The sequence below is a fragment of the Paraburkholderia xenovorans LB400 genome (assembly GCF_000013645.1).
Lineage (GTDB): Bacteria > Pseudomonadota > Gammaproteobacteria > Burkholderiales > Burkholderiaceae > Paraburkholderia > Paraburkholderia xenovorans.
The window spans coordinates 616,024-633,733 of record NC_007953.1 but is presented as its reverse complement, the minus strand read 5'-3'; the positions used below and the strand labels follow the sequence as shown (position 1 = coordinate 633,733).

Below are 17,710 nucleotides of genomic sequence, written 5' to 3'. Positions count from 1 at the left end.
CAACGAGGAGGACGTGCGTTGACGTGCAGGTATCGCTCGCGGCCAGCCAGGCACGCGAGCGCTGCCGTCGAATCCCGTCTCTGCGCTAACTCAGCGCGGGCTCCACGCTGCCCGCCAGGTACGCCGCACTGCCGTGCTGCGCCCCGGCATCGCCGCCGGTCCGGAACACCGCCACCGCGTTGCGCAGTACGTCGGCCTGCTCCTCGAGCGAATTCGCTGCTGCCGCCGCCTCCTCGACGAGCGCTGCGTTGCGCTGCGTGACTTTGTCGATCTGTGCGATCGACTTGTTGACCTGCTCGATGCCGTCACTCTGCTCCAGCGCCGCGGCCTCGATCTCTCCCATGATGCCGGTCACGCGGCCCACGGCTTCGCGTGCCTCTTCCATCGTGCGGCGTGCATCGTGGACCAGCATCGTGCCCTGTTCGACGCTCGCGCCCGATTCCGCGATCAGATCCTTGATCTCCTTCGCGGCGGTGCCCGAGCGTTGCGCCAGACTCCGCACCTCGGAGGCCACCACCGCGAAGCCGCGTCCCTGTTCGCCAGCACGCGCCGCCTCGACAGCGGCATTCAGCGCAAGGATGTTGGTCTGGAACGCGATGCCTTCAATGATGCCGGTAATTTCCGCGACCTTGCGCGACGAAGTCGAAATCTCGCTCATCGTCTCGGTCACGCGCGTGACGAAGTCGGCGCCGCGCGTCACCGTATCGAACGCACCTTGTGCGAAGTGGTTCGCCTGCTTCGCGCTGGCGGTGTTCTGCCTGACCATCGCTGACAGCTCTTCGAGGCTTGCCGCTGTCTCCTCGAGCGCGGCGGCCTGCTGTGACGTGCGGCTCGACAGATCGGCGTTGCCGGCGGCGATTTCGTTCGCGCCGAGCGCGATCGCATCGGTGCTGCCGCGCACGCGCGACACGGTGTTTGAAAGCCCCTCACGCATTTGCATGAGCGCGGTCAGCAGGCGGCCCAATTCGTCGCGCGAGCGCACGCGCACGTCGATCGTCAGATCACCGGCGGCGATGCTCTCGAAATGGCGGATTGCCTGATCAACCGGATTCACGATCGCCGCCGTCACCCGTCTGCTGGCAGCAAGGGCCATCAGGACGCCGAGCGCGGCGAGCACCGCGAACACCACCAGCGAATAGTGAAAGCGTGCGGTAGCCGTGTCGGTGTCCCGTTGCTGAACCTGTGTCTGGTACTGCTCGAGCTCGTCGATTGTCTTCGTGTAGGCCGCGTAATAGCGCGCGGCCCCTTCGCCCTCGATCGAGCGGAACGTGTTGAAGTCATTGTCGACGAGCGCCTTGTGTTCCGGTTCGAGCACGTGCTCGACGAATGCCGTGCGCGCCTGCGCGGCGGCCCGCGCGAGGCGCGCCTCGTCCTCGCTGTGGAACGGACCGTTTGCGTACGCGCGAAACTCGTCGTTCGACTCGATCAACATCTGATGCGCGCGCTGCAGCAGACCCTCGGTTGATTTGCCGGCGCCGAACAGCGTCTCCGTCTCGTAGCCGCCCAGTTCGACGCGCACCCGCAGCAGTTGTTCAGCGCTGGACTTGAGCGACATCATCGCCGCAGAACTGCGCTGCGCGTCACGCAGGGTCCCGTTGGTCAACTTGAGCGTGCCGGACGCAATGGCGATCACCATCAGCATCAGCACAACGAAGATGGCGGCAAAAACCGCCAGCCGACTGCGGATACTCAGATTTTTTAGCATGATTGTTCCGTAGCGTATCGTCCGGCACCGAGGCGCCTCAATCCGTGACTATCGGCTTGCACCGGAGACAGTTGCATAGGGGATATCCATGACCATGGCAGGACTGTCGTTCAGTGGTGTCTTGAGCGACCGCAAGAAGCTCAAGTCGCGGTTCTCCACCTGCCAGAATCAGACAGTCACGGATACCGGCACCATCGTCCATCGATAAGGACGTCTTAATTATCAGGATAATTTCAGGACGCTTTAGCCAGCCTGGCAATGCCTTTCCAGCACGTGGCTGCTGCGAATCCGCTTCAGACGCCGTGCGCTAACCGTCAGCAAACAGATTCCCCGTCGTGAAATGCCTGCCATGCTTTCCTGACATTTGCTTGCGCACAGTTTCTTCTATCCTGTTCTCACGGCGAGATGCCTTGATTCATTGCGTAACCGGCTTGCGCGGCATTCAAAGGATCGCCCGGCATTCAAAAACGTACACACTTATTCGATTTGTGTCTACTGTGTATCACCCGGACGGGCGCCCGAAACGAATGCCCCATGGAGGCCTGCTTGACGGAACCTCAAACGACCGAAGCGGACATGCGCTCGCGATACCACCAAACCGACAACACGTGCATTCTGCCCATTACAACGCAAACTCCGTCGGCCCGGCATTGATGAATGGTGCAGCGCACCCGCTGTCTTCCTTTAGTGACGACAGTGACGACGATGCGAACAACGCGATCACAGCGATACGGCCCGTCATACCGAAGATGCCGCCGCTAACTCGCACAGATTTTCACTTCGTGCAGGTATCTCGCGATCGTTTGCAACTCCGGTTATCCCTGGCCCAATAATATTGAACACAATATGTATATGTGTCTATAATTTGACGGACAATCCATCGTCCGTGGCCGCCAGGCGCACGGCCAGCAAGGACAATCCAACGAACGCGTCGCTCGCCGCGACCGAATCAGGAGACCTGATGCATATCGACCTTCGCAACAAGCGTGTCATCGTCACCGGTGCGTCGCGCGGCATCGGCCGCGCGATTGCCCGCGCATTCGCCGCGGAAGGCGCGCGTGTCGCCATCTGCGCACGCACCGCCGCCGACCTCGAAGCCGCCGGCGCGGACCTTCAGTCTCGCGGTGCAGGCGACGTGATCGCCCGCGCCGTCGACGTCACGGACACGGCCGGGGTTCGGCAATTCGTCGAAGACATCGCCGCGCGCTGGGGGGGGGTCGACGTGCTGATCAACAACGCCGGCCAGGGGCGTGGCGGCAATCTGGAAACCCTGACACCCGAGCAGATTCTCGAACACGCGAACGTGCTGCAAATGGGACACTTCCGTTTCGTGCAGGCGGTCGTGCCGCACATGCGCCAACAGCGCTGGGGACGCATCGTCGAAATCAACGCGCTGGCCGGCGTGGTGCCGACGCCGGACGGCATTCCATCGGTGGTCAACCGCGCAGCCTGCATCGCGATGTCGAAGTCGCTCGGCATGTCGCTCGCAAAGGACAACATCCTCGTCAACACGCTCAACATGGGCTGGATCGATACTGGCCAGTGGGACCGACACTACCGTGAGATGCCGGCGGGATGCTCGCGAGAGGAGTTCGACCAGATGGTCCTGAAAGTCGTGCCGCTTGGACGCTTCGGCAAGCCTGAGGACGTCGCGGGGATGGCGTTGTTTCTCGCAAGCGATTACGCCAGTTTCATCAGCGCGGCGTCGATCGACATTGCCGGCGGCATGGGCGGGCAAATCGCCTACTACCCGACGCTCAAGCGCGACTTCTACGAGGCGGTCAAGGCGCGCGGCGCAGTACCGCAGCCCGAAGCAGGCTAACGCGCGCGGGCCGCACCGGGAACCATCGCGCCGCGCGCATGCCGCTTTGCCCCCTCACGACGGAGACTGATTTGCAACCTGCCCCGATATCCCGGACGCCGGACGAACGTTGGGCGTCGTCAGCGGCGCAAACGGCCGCGCAATATCCATCGGCCAGCTATGCCTGGTATGTGATCGGCGTGCTGTTCGTCGTCACGCTGATGTCCCAGATGGACCGCCAGCTGCCGTCGCTGGTCGTCGGACCGCTACGCCGGGAGTTCGGCATCTCCGACACCGCGTTCAGCCTGCTTCAGGGCTATGCGTTCGCGGTTTTCTACACGCTCGCCGGGCTGCCGCTCGGACGCCTCGTCGATCGCGGCAGCCGACGCAATCTGATTTGTGCGGGCCTCGTGTTCTGGGGCGTCGCCACCGCGCTGTTCGCATTCGGCCAGACCTACACGCAATTGCTGCTGGCGCGTGTCGGCGTAGGCATCGGCGAGGCCGTGCTGGCGCCGGCCGCCTATTCGCTGATCGCCGATTGCGTCGAGCCTGCCCGACGCGGCCGCGCGCTCGCGGTCTACTACACATCGCTCGCCATAGGCTCCGGCACGTCGTTGCTGCTCGGCGGCTGGCTGCTTGCCATCATCCCCGCCGCCGGCATAGCGGTGGCCGGATTCGGCGAAGTGCCGGCCTGGCGCGTGGCCTTCGTTGCCGCTGCGCTGCCCTCGTTGCCGCTCGCGCTGCTCATGCTCGCGTCCGTGCGCGAGCCCGTACGTCACGAGACTACGGCTTCCGTCGCCGACGAACGCGCGGCGTCCGTGCGCGAATTCGCGCACTATCTGCGCACTCATGCCGGCACGTTCACGCGCGTGCTGACCTATCCGGCACTCCTGTCGATCATCGGCTATGGCGCGCTCGCGTGGGCACCCGCGCTCTTCGCACGCAGCTTCGGCATGCCCCCTTCGCACTCGGGCGCACTGCTCGGCATCATCGTCGCCGTTGCGGGAGCCGCGGGCACGCTCGCCAGCGGCGCGTTGAGCGACCGATGGGCCGCGCGTGGCATAGTGGCTGCCCGATTTCGCGTGGCGCTGGCCGGAGCGTGCCTGTTCGCCGTCCCTTCCGCGCTGTGGCCACTGATGCCGAATGCGCCGCTCGCGTTAGCGCTGCTGTTCGTCAACCTGCTCGGCTTGTCGATCGCACAGGCTGCGGCTCCGACATCGATTCAGGCAGTCGTGCCGAACCGCCTGCGCGGCCAGGCGATCGCACTCTATCTGCTGCTTGCGGGGCTGCTCGGAATCGGCCTCGGCCCGACCGCCGTCGCACTTCTCACCGAACATCTTTTTCATCAGGATACCGCGCTGCGCTATTCGCTCGCGCTGACTGCCGCTCCTTCGGCGCTGCTCGGTCTCTGGTTGATCGGCTCCGGGCTGCGGCCCTATGCGCGCACGTACGCTGCGCTGCACAGCGCATCGCGCTGAATTCGCGGCGGCGCAGAAGTCCCATGGACTAGCCGCCGCGCGGGCGCCGTACGCCACGCCACGCCACTCCGCGCGCGCTAGCCCGCGATGCCGAGCCGTCCAGCGCGGCGCGCGCTCGCCAGCACGCGTTTCGCTCCGATCGTGTTACGCAGCACGCCGATTCCCTCGATCTCCGCTTCGACCGTATCGCCCGGCTGCAGAAAGCGGCCGTCCTCGAGCCCGACCCCGCACGTCGAGCCGGTAAAGATCAGGTCGCCCGGTTGCAGCTCAATGCGTGCGTCGACGTAGTTGAGCAGTTCGTCGAGCGGGAAAATCATGTGGTCGGTCGTGTCGCTCTGGCGTTCTTCGCCGTTCACGCGCAGGCTGATCGTGACGCGTGGCTGTCCCGCGCCGCCGAACTCATCGAGCGTGGTAATCCACGGACCTACCGGCGCAGTGCGGTCGAGCGCCTTCTGCGTGAACAGGTCGAGAGAACCCAGCAGCTTGCCGGCGTCGCGCGCACTGATGTCGTTCCCGACGGTATATCCGAGCAGGCACGCGCTCGCCTGCGGCTCCCCGGCGAGCGGCCGGGCCACCACCGCGACCAGTTCGACCTCGTAGTCGAGCTGTCCGGTCACGGCCGGGTACTGAATCTCGCCGCCCGGAGCGACAAGCGCCGAAGACGGCTTGATGTAGGCGATCGTATGGGGCGGCGGCTCCTTGCGTCCGAGCCGCGTCAAATGCGTCAGATAGTTGAGCCCGACTCCGAACACGCGCGCACCGGGATGCACCGGCGGACACAGTTGCAAAGCCACGAGCGGGCGCAGCGCGCCATCCAGGTCGAGCGCCGCTTCACCGTATTGCGCAAGCGCCGGCGCCCACACGTCGAACGGCGCGCGAACCCGGCGCACATGCTGCGCGGCCGCGTCCACCTGCGCCCAGAACGCTTCGCCCGATGCCTCACGCACTCTTGCAAGCTTCATCGCTTACTCCTCTTGACGATATTCCTGTTTTTTTGCCGGCGTCGCACGCGATGGCGCCATTGCGGAAATATTTATATAAACATAATTACAAAAATTGTCTTGAATGTAGCATGATTCACTTCGCAGGGCGAACCTCCGGTGTGCAATCAGGCGCACAGGATGCGCCGGATTTCCGCTCGGGTAAGCACTATGAACGGAATCACAGGATTTGATTTATTCTCCATCCAGAATACGAAGACCTTTCTTTAGAATGAACCCGGCACGACGCCGAAACGACGCGCGCCTTGTCCTCGCGGGACAGAAGCCAGCTATCGGCGGTGCGCCGCCCTACGTCCGCCAGCATTTATCAGGCCGCTACGCCCAGGTATGAGAAAAAGCACCGCAACCGCGCAGAAAACAGAGGTAGCCGAAACCGCCCCGGCAACCGTCCCCGCACCTGAACTCCGCAAGAACGGCCCAACGAATGCCGTCATCGTCAAGCCGGTGGCGAGCGCCATCCAGATCCTGCGTTACCTGACGCAGACCGGCACGCCTGAACGCGCGACGGACATCGCGCGTCACCTCAAGATCAATCCCAGCACGTGCTTCAACATTCTTCGCACGCTGGTGGCCGAAGACGTGGTCGATTTCGATCCGCTCGCGAAGACGTATTCGGCGGGTATCGGGCTCGCGCGGCTGGTCGAGCAGCTCGTCACGCAAGGGCAAAAGCTGCAGCTCGCCGCGCCGCTCATGCACGATCTCGCCGCCGAGTTCGGCGTCACGGTCACGCTATGGCGTCGGCTCGGCACCGACCGCATCGTGCTCGTCTGCTCGGAGTCGAGTCCGACCGATCTACATATCGGCATGCCCGCCGGCCAGCGGCTCCCTATCCTCATGGGTGCGAGTGGCCGCCTGTTCGCCGCGAAACTCGATTTCACCGAGGAACAGATGCGTGCGGAGTTCGCCAGGCTGCGCTGGGTCCGGCCCATGTCCTTCGAAGCCTACCAGCGCGAAGTCAACCGCGCGCGCCGGCGAGGCTGGGCGAGCGACGACGGCTACTTCGCCACCGGCGTGCGCGCGATTGCAGCCCCGGTATGCGATCGCGCGGGCAATATCGTATTCACGGTATCGACCGTGATGATCCGCGGCGACCGTGCCGACGAACAGGTCGACGCGCTGGGCGAAGCCGTCCGCGAACTGGGACAGAGGCTCGAATCAGTGCTCCTTTGAAACCAGCCTGGCCACAGCCTCGCTGCGGCCAGGCAAGCGTGTCGAACGCCGGTACCGCAACATTCTCCCGCCCACGCCAGTTCCGCCCTCCGCCGTCGTGATCGACGGCGCGCCAATTCCCTGTACCGTCGCGACAACACGCCTGCGGTACATGCACCCGCCGCGCTGTTTGTTGCCATTCCGTCTCCCTGTTAACCCTGAAAACCAGCCTTTTCCGCCAATAAAATGTACATAACTGTTGATTGTGTATAACTTCTTATCTAGTATTTCAGGACACCCACTCACTTCCACCCGGCAATCCCTTGCGATTGCCACCAACACGGGGAACCCTGATGAAACTGGAAGACCTCATTCTCGTCAGCGTGGACGACCATGCGATCGAGCCGCCCAACGCATTCGCCCATCACATGCCGGCCAGATACAAAGGCCGCGAACCAAAGGTCGTCCAACGCGGCGGCCGCGACGTCTGGGAATTCGAAGCCAAGGCGACGGGTTACATGGGGCTCAATTCGGTAGTTGGGCGTCCGAAGGAAGAGTACGGCATGGAGCCGCTCAGCTACGAACACATGCGTCGTGGCACGTGGGACATCAAGGCGCGCGTCGATGACATGAACGCGAACGGCGTGCTCGGCTCGCTCTGCTTTCCGACTTTCCCCGGCTTCGCGGGCCAGCGTTTTCAGGTGCACGAGGACCGCGATATTTCGCTTGCGGCGATCCAGGCCTACAACGACTGGCATCTGCATGACTGGTGCAATGCAGCACCCGGCCGCTTCATTCCGCTGATGCTCACGCCGTGGTGGGACATGCAGGCCGCCGCGGCCGAAGTCGAGCGGCTGGCCAAACAGGGTGTGCATGCGTTGACGCTCTCGGACAACCCGACTGTTCACGGCTATCCGTCGATCCACAACGACTATTGGGACCCGCTGTGGAAGGCTTGCGCGGACAACGACGTCGTGATCTGCTGCCATATCGGCACCGGTGTGAAAGCGGCCCATGCATCCGACGAATCGCCGATCGACGCCTGGATCACGTCGATGCCGATCGCGATTTCGAACTCCGCGGCGGACTGGATCTGGGCGCCGATGTGGAAGAAATTTCCCAGGCTGCGCATGGCGCTGTCCGAAGGCGGCATCGGATGGATTCCGTACCTGCTGGAGCGCGCGGACTTCACGCACCGTCACCATCACGCATGGACGATGTCGAACTTCGGCGGCAAGATGCCGAGCGACATTTTCAACGAGCACTTCATCACCTGCTTCATCGAGGACAGGTTCGGCCTGAAGAATCTCGATTCGATCAACCTGGACAAGGTCACATGGGAGTGCGATTACCCCCATTCGGACTGCACATGGCCGAATTCGGCGGATGTATTCTGGGAACAGGCATCGGCGCAGAACATCTCCGACGACGTCATCAACCGCATCACGCACCTGAACGCGATGCGCGAGTTCTCCTATGATCCGTTCGCGATTCTCGGCCGTGAAAACTGCACCGTCGGCGCGCTGCGCGCCCAGGCGAAGCATGTCAGCATAGAACCGGCATTGGGCCTGGGTGGAGCGGCGCCGGTGCGCGACCCGAACAAGCCGGTAACCTCGGGGGACATCAACCGCATGTTCGCCGCCGCCGACGCGCAGACCGCACTGTAGACGCTCCTCTTGCGCAGCGAGGCCACGATGGTGTCCGTGGACCTCGCTGCGCCCTTCGTCAAACGAGACCGAAGCGCCTTGCCTGGCAGGCGGCGCCCGCGTACCCGCGCCTTGATCGCACCATGTCCGTTACTGAATTTCGCTATCACCCCATTCCTCTGGATGACGAACCATTACGCAAGGAGGTACGTGAGTTCCTTGCCGATGCGCTGTGCGACCGGGCGCCCTTGCAGCGCGCCGAATCGTGGATGGGCGCCGACCCGGCGTTCAGCCGCAAGCTCGGCGAGCGCGGCTGGATCGGCATGGCGCTGCCGAAGCGCTATGGCGGCAGAGAAGCCGGACCGTTTGCGCGCTACGTCGTCATCGAGGAACTGCTCGCCGCCGGCGCACCGGTATCGGCGCACTGGATCGCCGATCGCCAGAGCGGTCCGCTGATCCTGCGCTACGGCACCGACGCGCAACGCGAACGGTATCTGCCGGCCATCTGCCGCGGCGAAAGTTATTTCTGCATTGGCATGAGCGAGCCGAACTCGGGTTCCGACCTGGCCTCGATCCGTACCCATGCGCAGCACGCCGGCGACGGTTGGGTGCTCAACGGGCACAAGCTCTGGACAACCAACGCGCACTATTCCCACTACATGATCGCGCTGGTGCGAACCGCCGCGAAGACGGCGTCGCGTCACGAAGGCATGTCGCAGTTCGTCATCGACCTGAAGGCGCCGGGCGTGACAATCCGTCCGATTCGCGACCTGGCCGGCGGCGAGCACTTCAACGAAGTCTTTTTCGACGATGTCGAGCTCGGTCCCGACGCGCTGATCGGCACCGAGGGCCAGGGCTGGGAACAGGTCACGGCAGAACTGGCATTCGAACGCAGCGGTCCCGAACGTTTCCTGAGCAGCATCGCCCTGCTGCACACGATGATCGACGCCATCGGCAAGCGGCCCGACGCGCTGCAGGCTCGCGAGATCGGCCGCCTTGCTGCGCGCCTGTTCACCTTGCGGCAGATGTCGCTGTCGGTCACGGCGGAGCTCGCGGCGGGCCGCAATCCCGCGTGGGCCGCTTCCTGCGTGAAGGATCTCGGCACTGCATTCGAGCAGGAGATTCCCGAAGTGGCGCAGTTGCTGCTCGATGTCCCGCCCAGCACCGCGGGCGGCTCCGATCACGCGCGCGTGCTCGCCTACCTCATGCAGATGGCACCTTCGTTCTCGCTGCGAGGCGGCACACGCGAAATCCTGCGGGGCATCATCGCCCGCGGACTTGGACTTCGGTAACGGCCATGAAAGCAATTTTTGAATCTACGATCGAGCGCGTGCTCATCGATACGGTCACGCCCGACCTGCTGCATCGTTGTGAAGCCGGCGAATGGTCGTCACCGCTGTGGAGCGCCCTCGAGGAGTCGGGCTTCGCCGTCGCGGCCGCGCCGGAAGTCGCCGGCGGAGCGGGCGCAAGCTGGGACGATCTGTTCGGTGTCGTGCGCGTCGCGGGCCGCTACTGCCTGCCTGCGCCGCTGCCCGAAACGCTGCTCGCGAATGCGCTGCTCGGCGAGTGCGGTCTCGATGCAATCAACGCGCCCCTCGGCATCGCTGGCAGTGGCCGGTTGACGCTGGCCCAGGGCCGTGTCAGCGGGACGCTGGTCGATGTGCCCTGGGGGCGCGAAGTACGGCATGTGGTGGCGATTGCCGGCGCGAACGAGCCCATGGTCGTCCTGCTCGACGCAGGCGACGCGCAGTGCACGCGGCGTCTCAATACCGCGGGCGAGCCGCGCGACGAGCTGCGCTTCGAGCGCGCAGCGTGCGTGAGCTGCGCCCCGCTTCCGTCCGATCTTCAGCCGGACGCGCTACACCTCGGCGGCGCGATGCTGCGCTGTGCGCAGATTGCGGGCGCCCTGCAGGCAATCGTCGATCTGACCGTCCGCTACTCGACCGAGCGCGTGCAGTTTGGCAAGTCCATCGCCTCGTTCCAGGCGCTGCAGCAGCAAATCGCCGTGCTGGCCGAACACGCGGCGGCAACCGCCGTGGCCGCCGAATGTGCGTTCGCCAGCTCGCTCAACGGCGCTGGCTGCTTCGCGATGCTGCCGATCGCGGCCGCGAAGATCTGCGCCGGAGAGGCGGCGAGCATCGGCGCGGCGATCGCGCACACGGTCCACGGCGCCATCGGCTTCACGCACGAACACGCACTGCATTCCTCCACGCGCCGGTTGTGGTCGTGGCGCAGCGAATTCGGCAACACCACCGCATGGGCGCAGCGGCTCGGCACGGCGATCTGCGCCGGAGGCTCGCCGGCGCTGTGGCCCGCCATCACCGCCGGCCGGCTCGACCGGTACGTTCAGACCAAAGGAGCCGCAGCATGACCGAACCGTTTCTGATCGTCGAGCATGAAGGCGCCGTGCTGAGCGCGCGTCTGAACAGCCCGCAAACGCGCAACGCGCTGTCCGAACCCGCGCAGATGGACGAGCTGGTCGAGCTGTGCAACCGGGTGCGGCGGGACCGCACCGTCAAGGCGGTCGTGCTGAGCGGAGAAGGTAGCGCGTTTTGCGCGGGCGGCAACGTAAAGGACATGCGCGAGCGCGGCGGCATCTTCGCCGGTTCGCCGCACGATCTGCGCGAGAGCTACCGCAACACCATCCAGCGCATTCCGCTGGCGCTCTACGAGCTCGACGTGCCGGTGATCGCAGCGATCAACGGACCGGCGATCGGCGCGGGGCTCGATCTCGCCTGCATGTGCGACATCCGGATTGCATCGGACAAGGCGCTGTTCGCCGAGAGCTTCGTCAAGGTCGGCATCGTGCCGGGCGACGGCGGCGCATGGCTGCTGCCGCGCGCGATCGGCATGCAGCGCGCGAGCCTCATGGCGTTCACAGGCGAAACGATCGACGCCGCGAAGGCACTGGAATGGGGGCTTGTCGCCGAAGTAGTACCCGCCGACCGGCTGATCACGCATGCGCTGGGCCTCGCGCAGCGCATCGCCGGCAATGCGTCGCACGCGCTGCGGCTCACCAAGCGCCTGCTGCGGGAAGGCCAGCACATGCGCCTCGATTCGCTGCTGGAGATGTCGGCGGCGTATCAGGCCCTCGCGCATCACACGCATGACCACCTCGAAGCGGTCAACGCGTTTCTTGAGAAGCGCGCGCCGCAATTCACGGACCGCTAGCACGCGCTCCGTCCTTACACGAGACCGACTGAATCGCAGGATAACCGACATGCGAACCGTATTCCGGGAAGATCACGAACTATTCCGCCAGCAGGCGCGTCGTTTCATCGAAAACGAAATCGTCCCGCATCTGCACGAATGGGAACACGCCGGCATCGTGCCGAAGGAACTCTGGCGCAAGGCCGGCGAAATCGGCCTGCTCTGCTCTACCGTCCCGGAGGAGTATGGCGGCAGCGGCGGCGACTTCGGCCACTCGGCCGTGATGATCGAGGAACTGGCGCGCGTCAATGCGACGGCAGTCGGATTCACGACGCACTCGGAGATCGTTGCGCCCTACATCGTCGCCTACGGCACCGAGGAGCAGAAGCGCCGGTGGTTGCCGCGCATGGCGGCGGGCGAGCTGGTCGGCGTAATCGCGATGAGCGAGCCCGGCATCGGCAGCGATCTGCGTTCGATGCGAACGACCGCTCAGCGCGAGGGCAACGACTACATCGTCAACGGCCAGAAGACCTTCATCACGAACGGTGGCAATGCCGGCCTCGTCGTGACCGCGACCAAGCTCGATCCGCAATCCAGGGACCTGACGCTGATCTGTGTCGAGGAAGACATGCCCGGATTCTCCAGGGGAAAGCTGCTGGAGAAGATCGGGCTCAAGGGGCAGGACACGGCGGAGCTGTTCTTCGACAACGTCCGCGTGCCGGCCGGATTCCGGCTCGGCGAGGAAAACAACGGCTTTCGCTACCTGACGCATCAGCTCGCCTGGGAGCGCACGATCATCGGCATTCGCGCGGCGGCCTCCATCGACTCGCTGCTGGACGAAACCGTCGGGTACACACGTGATCGTCAGGTGTTCGGCAAGCGGCTGTTCGACTTTCAGAACACACGCTTCAAGCTCGCCGAGGTCAAGGCACAGGCCACGATGCTGCGCGCGTTCGTCGACGATTGCCTTGGCAAGGCCATGAGCGGAGAGCTGACCGCCGAGGTCGGCGCGATGTGCAAGCTGGTGGGCTCCGAGCTGCAAGGCAAGCTGCTCGACGAGCTGCTGCAATTGCACGGCGGATACGGCTTCATGAGCGAATACCGGATCAGCCGTGCGTGGGTGGATGCGCGCGTCGCGCGTATCTATGGCGGTACCTCGGAAATCATGAAGGAAATCATCGGTCGCTCGCTTTGACCATGCCGCTCGCTCAACGGCAACCCAACAGAGGACTCTCCCATGCCCAAAGTTTCATTCACCTCACACGATGGCGTCACGACCGAAGTCGAGGCGGCCGACGGTGTCACGCTCATGCAGATCGCGCTCGAACGGGGCATCGGCGGAATCAGCGGGGACTGCGGCGGTGCATGCCAGTGCTGCACCTGCCACGTTTTCGTCGACGAGGCGTGGCAGCCCAGGCTGCCGTCCATGGACGAAATGGAGGATGCGATGCTCGACAGCACCGCCGAGCCGCGCCGCGCCAATAGCCGCCTGTCGTGCCAGCTCACGATGCGCGCCGAACTCGACGGGCTGGTGGTCCATCTGCCCGCCACGCAAATCTGACGAAGGCGGCGTGCAAGCGGGTCATTGCGCGTGCCTCACGGAGGCCGAACATGTCGAAGGGAATTCTGCAAGGCGTGCGGGTGCTCGACCTTGCAGCGGGTGCAGCCGGGTCGGTCGCAGCGCTGCAGTTATCCGAAGCGGGTGCGCAGGTAATCAAGATCGAGCCGCCCGGCGGCGCGCCGCTGCGCGGCAGCCCCGGCTTTGCGGTGTGGAACCGCGGTAAAAAAAGCGTCGTGCTCGACCTTGCGACCGCCGAAGACCGTGCGTCGCTGGACCGGCTGCTTGCCGCATCGGACGTGCTGATCCACGAGTTCACGCCTCGCGAGGCGAGCGCACGCGGTCTCGACGATGCCGCCCTGCGCACGCGCTTTCCACACCTGATCGTCTCCGCCGCGTCGGGCTGGCCGTCGAGCCACCCCGACGCCGAGCGGCCGCCGCGCGAAACGCTTGTGCTCGCGCGGCTCGGCCTGATGGCGGAGCAACCCGGTCATCGAGCGGGTCCGGTTTTCATCCGCATGCCGTACGCGAGTTTCTGCACGGCGTGGCTCTGCGCGATCGGCGTCGTCGCGCGGTTGATCCAGCGCGGGCGCGGGCGTGGAGTCGGCCCCGCGCACACGAGCCTCGCCCAGGGCGCACTGATTCCCATGACGATGCACTGGGCACGCGCCGAAACCCCCTCGGCGTCCTTCGCCAGGGGTCTCGACAAGTCCGTCGCTGTCGCCATTCACCAATGTTCGGACGGCGAATGGATTCATGTCCATTACGCACCCGACGCCGCGCCCTACATGCGCGAGGCCCTCGACGCACTGGGCCCGGATGGCGTCGCGGCAGCCAACGCCCGTTGGGGCAAGAACCACACCGCGCCGAACTTCGGCGCCAACCGCGAGATTTTCGCGACGCGCCCTGCCCGCGAATGGCTGGAACACCTGTGGGCCCATGACGTCGCCGCACAGCCCGCCGCGCCTTTTGGCGCGGTCTATTTCGACGAACAGGCGCGCGTGAACGGGTATATCGCCGAGGTCGACGACCCGCAGTTCGGCATGACCCTGCAGCCCGGCCCCGCTTACTCGGTCACGCCGCCCGCCAGGGTCGCTCACGACGGTCTGCGTCCGTTGGGCGCGGACACGCAAGCCGTGTTCGAGACGCTGGCGCCCCGACCGACCGCCGCGATGGCCGGCGCCGCGACCGCGCCGCCCCTCGAAGGAATCCGTATTCTCGACTTCGGCGCGTATCTCGCGGGACCGTTCGGCGCAATGCTGCTCGCGGACCTCGGCGCGGACGTGATCAAGGTCGAGCCGACCAGCGGCGACGTCATGCGTTACCTGGACCGCGTCTTCTGCGGTTGCCAGCGCGGCAAGCGCAGCGTCGCGCTGAACCTGAAGGACCCGCGCATCCGGCCGGTCGTCGAGGCACTCGCGCGCTGGGCCGACGCGTTCCATCACAACATGCGCCTGCCGGCCGCGCGCAAGCTCGGTCTCGACTACGAGAGCCTGCGCGCCGCCAATCCCGCCCTCGTCGGCTGTCATATCAGCTCGTACGGACCCGCCGGCGCACGCGCCGACTGGCCCGGCTTCGACCAGCTCTTCCAGGCCGCATGCGGCTGGGAAGTCGAAAACGGCGGCGACGGCAATCCGCCGATGTGGCTGCGCTTCGGTGTCTGCGATCACCTCGCCGCGCTGGCATCCGCCTATGCGCTGCTGCTGGGTCTCTATCATCGCGACCGGACGGGCGCGGGCCAGATGACGTCCGCGTCGTTGCTCGGCGCAACGATTCTCAGCACCGGCGAGACGGTGGTTCACGCCGATGGCGGTGTCGACGCATTCGCCCGCCTCGACCGCGAGCAGACGGGCGTGTCGTCCTTTCACCGGCTGTATGCATGCAAGGACGGCTGGGTCGCCGTTGCGGCATTGACGGATGACGAGCAGATACGCTTCGCGAAGCTCGTGCAAGACGACGCGCAGGCGTTCTTTGCCGCCCGCGACCGGTATGCCGTGGAGGCCCTGCTCGAAGACGCCGGCATTGCGGCCTCCGTGGTTCGCGAAGACCAGCACGACGCGTTTCTCGACGACCCCGGCAATCGCGCTGCAGACCTCGTGATGAGCGCACAGCACACGACCCAGGGTCAGCTGGAGCAGATCGGCGCCTTCTGGAATCTCGGCGACGCGCGCGCCCTGCCCGAGCGTGCCGCGCCGGCGCTCGGCGAGCACAGCCGCGAGGTGCTGGCGGCGCTCGGGTTGCCCGAGGCGGAGATCGAGGCGCTCGCCGGCGCTGGCCTCATCGCTGGCTGACGACGCAGGCGAACATTCTCGCGGAGAGTCGAAGCACGAGAATGTTCGCCGGGAAGCACCCGCCCCCGGCGTCGACGGACTACCGCTCAGTCCCACACCACATGCACGGCGTCCGGCCCGCGCAACTGCGCACCGACGATCTTCGGCGGCGACCGGTCCGGATCGAGGCGAAGGTTCGGCAGCAGATCGAGAATCGCGTTGACCGCGACCTGCAGCTCGACCTTCGCGATGAACTGCCCGATGCACATGTGCGGCCCGAATCCGAACCCGAACGAGGGCTTCGGCTTGCGATCGATGTCGAACGTCTCGCTGTTTTCGAACACCTCTTCGTCGCGATTCGCCGACGAAACGATGCACTGCACCATCGCGCCCTTCGGGATGGACACGCCGCCGATGCCGGTATCGACCGCGGCCTGACGCACCTTGAAGGTCGCGACCGGCTCGAAGCGTACCGCTTCATCGATCGCCTTCGACACGAGGCTGCGGTCCGCCTTCACCCGCTCGAGCAGCGCGGGCCGTTCGAGTAATAGCGTCATCAGCGAGCCGAAGGTGCGCGTCGTCGTCTCGCCCGCCGCCGGCAGCAGTGAGCGCACGAACGTCGCGATATCGTGGTCGTCGAGACGGCGCCCCTCGTATTCCGCGCGGATCAGGCGGGAAATGAGGTCCTCGCCCTCTGCGCCTTTCGCGCGCACCACGGCAACCTCGCTCCGGATCGCCGCGTAGAGTGCCTCGGCCGCCTCCATCGCGGCCTTGCGCGCGATCGCAGCCTTTTGCGCATCGACCTGTGGGCCGGCCAGAATCGCCAGCGCCCACGCGGCGTACTGCTCAACCTGTTCCGGCCGGTCGTCCGCGAAGCCGATCAGCGAATAGATGAGACGAATCGGAAAATGCAGGCCGAAATGCATCAGGTCGGCCCGCCGCTGCGGCACCATGGGACCGATGAACTCGTTGCGCACGATCGGCTCCATCTTCGATTCGCGCCACCGGTTCACCACCTCCGGAAGAAACACCGGCTGCAGCAGCGCGCGCGCACGGCGATGCGCTTCACCGTCCAGGCCGGTCAGGATCAGGCCGTCGAAGAACGACCCCAGCCCTTCGGCGATAAAGCCGCTCGTGAAGTTGGCCGCGTCGCGCAGCACGGACATCACGTCCTTGTACTTGAAGAGCGTGAAGGTCGGCCGGTTCGGGTCGAGCTTTGCGATATTGGGCACCCCGAGGCTTGCCATGAAATCCTGCGCGATCACGGGCGAGTTTCTGCGCATGTCGCGATATATCGCGTTCAGATCGACATCGCTGCCGCGATAGTTGCTCGCGGTGCTTTCAAATGCACTTTCGAGTGCGTTCGACTTGGCGGGGCTGGTCATTCCGGTCTCCATTAGTGTTGTCGTTTGCGCTGCACGTCGCGCAAATCACGCTTCATAGGCCTGCTGGGCCCGGGTCATGCGCCCGCCCGCCAGCATCAGCGCGCAGAACATGTTGAGTTCAACGATCTGCGCCACGCTGAACCACGCGCGGAGATCGGCGAAGATCGCTTCGTCGATGGCGAGCGGATCGGCCGCGAACAGTTCCGCGAACCGCAACGCCGCGCGCTCCGCCTCGCTGAAGCGCGGGTCGGACGACGCGAGGCACGCCAGATCGGCGTCGGTCACGGTGGCGGACTTGCGCGCCGTCTGGCAGGCGCGGCACGTCGTGAACGATGCAATGCGCAGTCGCACGAGCTCGCGCAGCCGTTCGTCGAGCACGCCGTGGTTGTGCATCTGATCGAGCACGGCAAGCCAGGCCGCCGCGACTTCGGGGCGGTGCGCCCACACCTGGACCGGCGTGGTCGAGCTCAGCATGCGCGTGCTCAGCCCGCGTCGCACCGCGTCGGCAAGCTCATTCGGGAACTGCGCCAGCGGAATCAGCGGCAGCAAGGCCATATCGTCTCCTCG

At 65.3% G+C, this 17,710-nt stretch carries 14 protein-coding genes; 10 read left to right on the top strand and 4 right to left on the bottom strand.

From position 1 onward, the window contains the following. Positions 1-85 precede the first annotated feature (85 nt). On the bottom strand, positions 86-1,705 hold the full coding sequence (locus tag BXE_RS39570) for a methyl-accepting chemotaxis protein (protein ID WP_011493766.1): 1,620 nt from the start codon (positions 1,703-1,705) through the stop codon (positions 86-88). Between the two features lie 961 nt (positions 1,706-2,666). Between BXE_RS39570 and BXE_RS39565 the strand changes: the two genes are divergently transcribed. Both BXE_RS39565 and BXE_RS39560 read left to right on the top strand, forming a co-directional pair. Further along, on the top strand, positions 2,667-3,527 hold the full coding sequence (locus BXE_RS39565) for an SDR family oxidoreductase (RefSeq protein ID WP_011493764.1): 861 nt from the start codon (positions 2,667-2,669) through the stop codon (positions 3,525-3,527). A gap of 71 nt (positions 3,528-3,598) precedes the next feature. Further along, positions 3,599-4,984 carry an MFS transporter gene (locus tag BXE_RS39560; RefSeq protein WP_199577104.1) on the top strand — a complete coding sequence of 462 codons (1,386 nt, stop codon included), beginning with the start codon at positions 3,599-3,601 and terminating at the stop codon, positions 4,982-4,984. A 77-nt stretch (positions 4,985-5,061) separates the two neighbouring features. Here BXE_RS39560 and BXE_RS39555 read toward each other — a convergent pair whose 3' ends face one another. Then, the gene (locus BXE_RS39555) at positions 5,062-5,946 is read right to left on the bottom strand and encodes a fumarylacetoacetate hydrolase family protein (RefSeq protein WP_011493762.1); all 885 of its coding nucleotides are present in this window, start codon (positions 5,944-5,946) and stop codon (positions 5,062-5,064) included. 366 nt (positions 5,947-6,312) lie between these two features. Between BXE_RS39555 and BXE_RS39550 the strand changes: the two genes are divergently transcribed. From BXE_RS39550 to BXE_RS39515, 8 genes are all read left to right on the top strand, one after another. Further along, entirely contained in the window at positions 6,313-7,155 is an 843-nt protein-coding gene (locus tag BXE_RS39550) for an IclR family transcriptional regulator (protein ID WP_011493761.1), read from the top strand. 332 nt (positions 7,156-7,487) lie between these two features. Continuing rightward, positions 7,488-8,801, top strand: coding sequence for an amidohydrolase family protein (locus BXE_RS39545; RefSeq protein WP_011493760.1), 1,314 nt, complete (start codon positions 7,488-7,490; stop codon positions 8,799-8,801). A 122-nt stretch (positions 8,802-8,923) separates the two neighbouring features. Then, on the top strand, positions 8,924-10,072 hold the full coding sequence (locus BXE_RS39540) for an acyl-CoA dehydrogenase family protein (RefSeq protein WP_011493759.1): 1,149 nt from the start codon (positions 8,924-8,926) through the stop codon (positions 10,070-10,072). A gap of 5 nt (positions 10,073-10,077) precedes the next feature. Beyond that, positions 10,078-11,151, top strand: a complete 1,074-nt coding sequence (locus BXE_RS39535; protein WP_011493758.1) for an acyl-CoA dehydrogenase family protein — start codon at positions 10,078-10,080, stop codon at positions 11,149-11,151. Then, positions 11,148-11,951, top strand: a complete 804-nt coding sequence (locus BXE_RS39530; RefSeq protein WP_011493757.1) for a crotonase/enoyl-CoA hydratase family protein — start codon at positions 11,148-11,150, stop codon at positions 11,949-11,951. The genes BXE_RS39535 and BXE_RS39530 overlap by 4 nt, the downstream gene beginning before the upstream one ends. 49 nt (positions 11,952-12,000) lie before the next feature. Beyond that, a complete protein-coding gene (locus BXE_RS39525; RefSeq protein WP_011493756.1) occupies positions 12,001-13,125 on the top strand; it encodes an acyl-CoA dehydrogenase family protein in 1,125 nt (374 codons plus the stop codon). A gap of 42 nt (positions 13,126-13,167) precedes the next feature. Then, entirely contained in the window at positions 13,168-13,491 is a 324-nt protein-coding gene (locus BXE_RS39520; protein WP_011493755.1) for a 2Fe-2S iron-sulfur cluster-binding protein, read from the top strand. Between the two features lie 50 nt (positions 13,492-13,541). Beyond that, the gene (locus tag BXE_RS39515; RefSeq protein ID WP_011493754.1) at positions 13,542-15,779 is read left to right on the top strand and encodes a CoA transferase; all 2,238 of its coding nucleotides are present in this window, start codon (positions 13,542-13,544) and stop codon (positions 15,777-15,779) included. 86 nt (positions 15,780-15,865) lie between these two features. Here BXE_RS39515 and BXE_RS39510 read toward each other — a convergent pair whose 3' ends face one another. Continuing rightward, complete coding sequence (locus BXE_RS39510; RefSeq protein ID WP_011493753.1) at positions 15,866-17,143, bottom strand: cytochrome P450; 1,278 nt, start codon at positions 17,141-17,143, stop codon at positions 15,866-15,868. A gap of 45 nt (positions 17,144-17,188) precedes the next feature. Further along, a complete protein-coding gene (locus BXE_RS39505) occupies positions 17,189-17,698 on the bottom strand; it encodes a carboxymuconolactone decarboxylase family protein (protein ID WP_011493752.1) in 510 nt (169 codons plus the stop codon). Between the last annotated feature and the right edge of the window lie 12 nt (positions 17,699-17,710).

What these genes read in the sequence shown, in the direction of transcription:
- BXE_RS39570 (WP_011493766.1), bottom strand. Translation starts at nt 1,705, where the DNA reads ATGCTAAAAAATCTGAGTATCCGCAGTCGGCTGGCGGTTTTTGCCGCC.
- BXE_RS39565 (WP_011493764.1), top strand. Translation starts at nt 2,667, where the DNA reads ATGCATATCGACCTTCGCAACAAGCGTGTCATCGTCACCGGTGCGTCG.
- BXE_RS39555 (WP_011493762.1), bottom strand. Translation starts at nt 5,946, where the DNA reads ATGAAGCTTGCAAGAGTGCGTGAGGCATCGGGCGAAGCGTTCTGGGCG.
- BXE_RS39550 (WP_011493761.1), top strand. Translation starts at nt 6,313, where the DNA reads ATGAGAAAAAGCACCGCAACCGCGCAGAAAACAGAGGTAGCCGAAACC.
- BXE_RS39545 (WP_011493760.1), top strand. Translation starts at nt 7,488, where the DNA reads ATGAAACTGGAAGACCTCATTCTCGTCAGCGTGGACGACCATGCGATC.
- BXE_RS39540 (WP_011493759.1), top strand. Translation starts at nt 8,924, where the DNA reads ATGTCCGTTACTGAATTTCGCTATCACCCCATTCCTCTGGATGACGAA.
- BXE_RS39535 (WP_011493758.1), top strand. Translation starts at nt 10,078, where the DNA reads ATGAAAGCAATTTTTGAATCTACGATCGAGCGCGTGCTCATCGATACG.
- BXE_RS39530 (WP_011493757.1), top strand. Translation starts at nt 11,148, where the DNA reads ATGACCGAACCGTTTCTGATCGTCGAGCATGAAGGCGCCGTGCTGAGC.
- BXE_RS39525 (WP_011493756.1), top strand. Translation starts at nt 12,001, where the DNA reads ATGCGAACCGTATTCCGGGAAGATCACGAACTATTCCGCCAGCAGGCG.
- BXE_RS39520 (WP_011493755.1), top strand. Translation starts at nt 13,168, where the DNA reads ATGCCCAAAGTTTCATTCACCTCACACGATGGCGTCACGACCGAAGTC.
- BXE_RS39515 (WP_011493754.1), top strand. Translation starts at nt 13,542, where the DNA reads ATGTCGAAGGGAATTCTGCAAGGCGTGCGGGTGCTCGACCTTGCAGCG.
- BXE_RS39510 (WP_011493753.1), bottom strand. Translation starts at nt 17,143, where the DNA reads ATGACCAGCCCCGCCAAGTCGAACGCACTCGAAAGTGCATTTGAAAGC.
- BXE_RS39505 (WP_011493752.1), bottom strand. Translation starts at nt 17,698, where the DNA reads ATGGCCTTGCTGCCGCTGATTCCGCTGGCGCAGTTCCCGAATGAGCTT.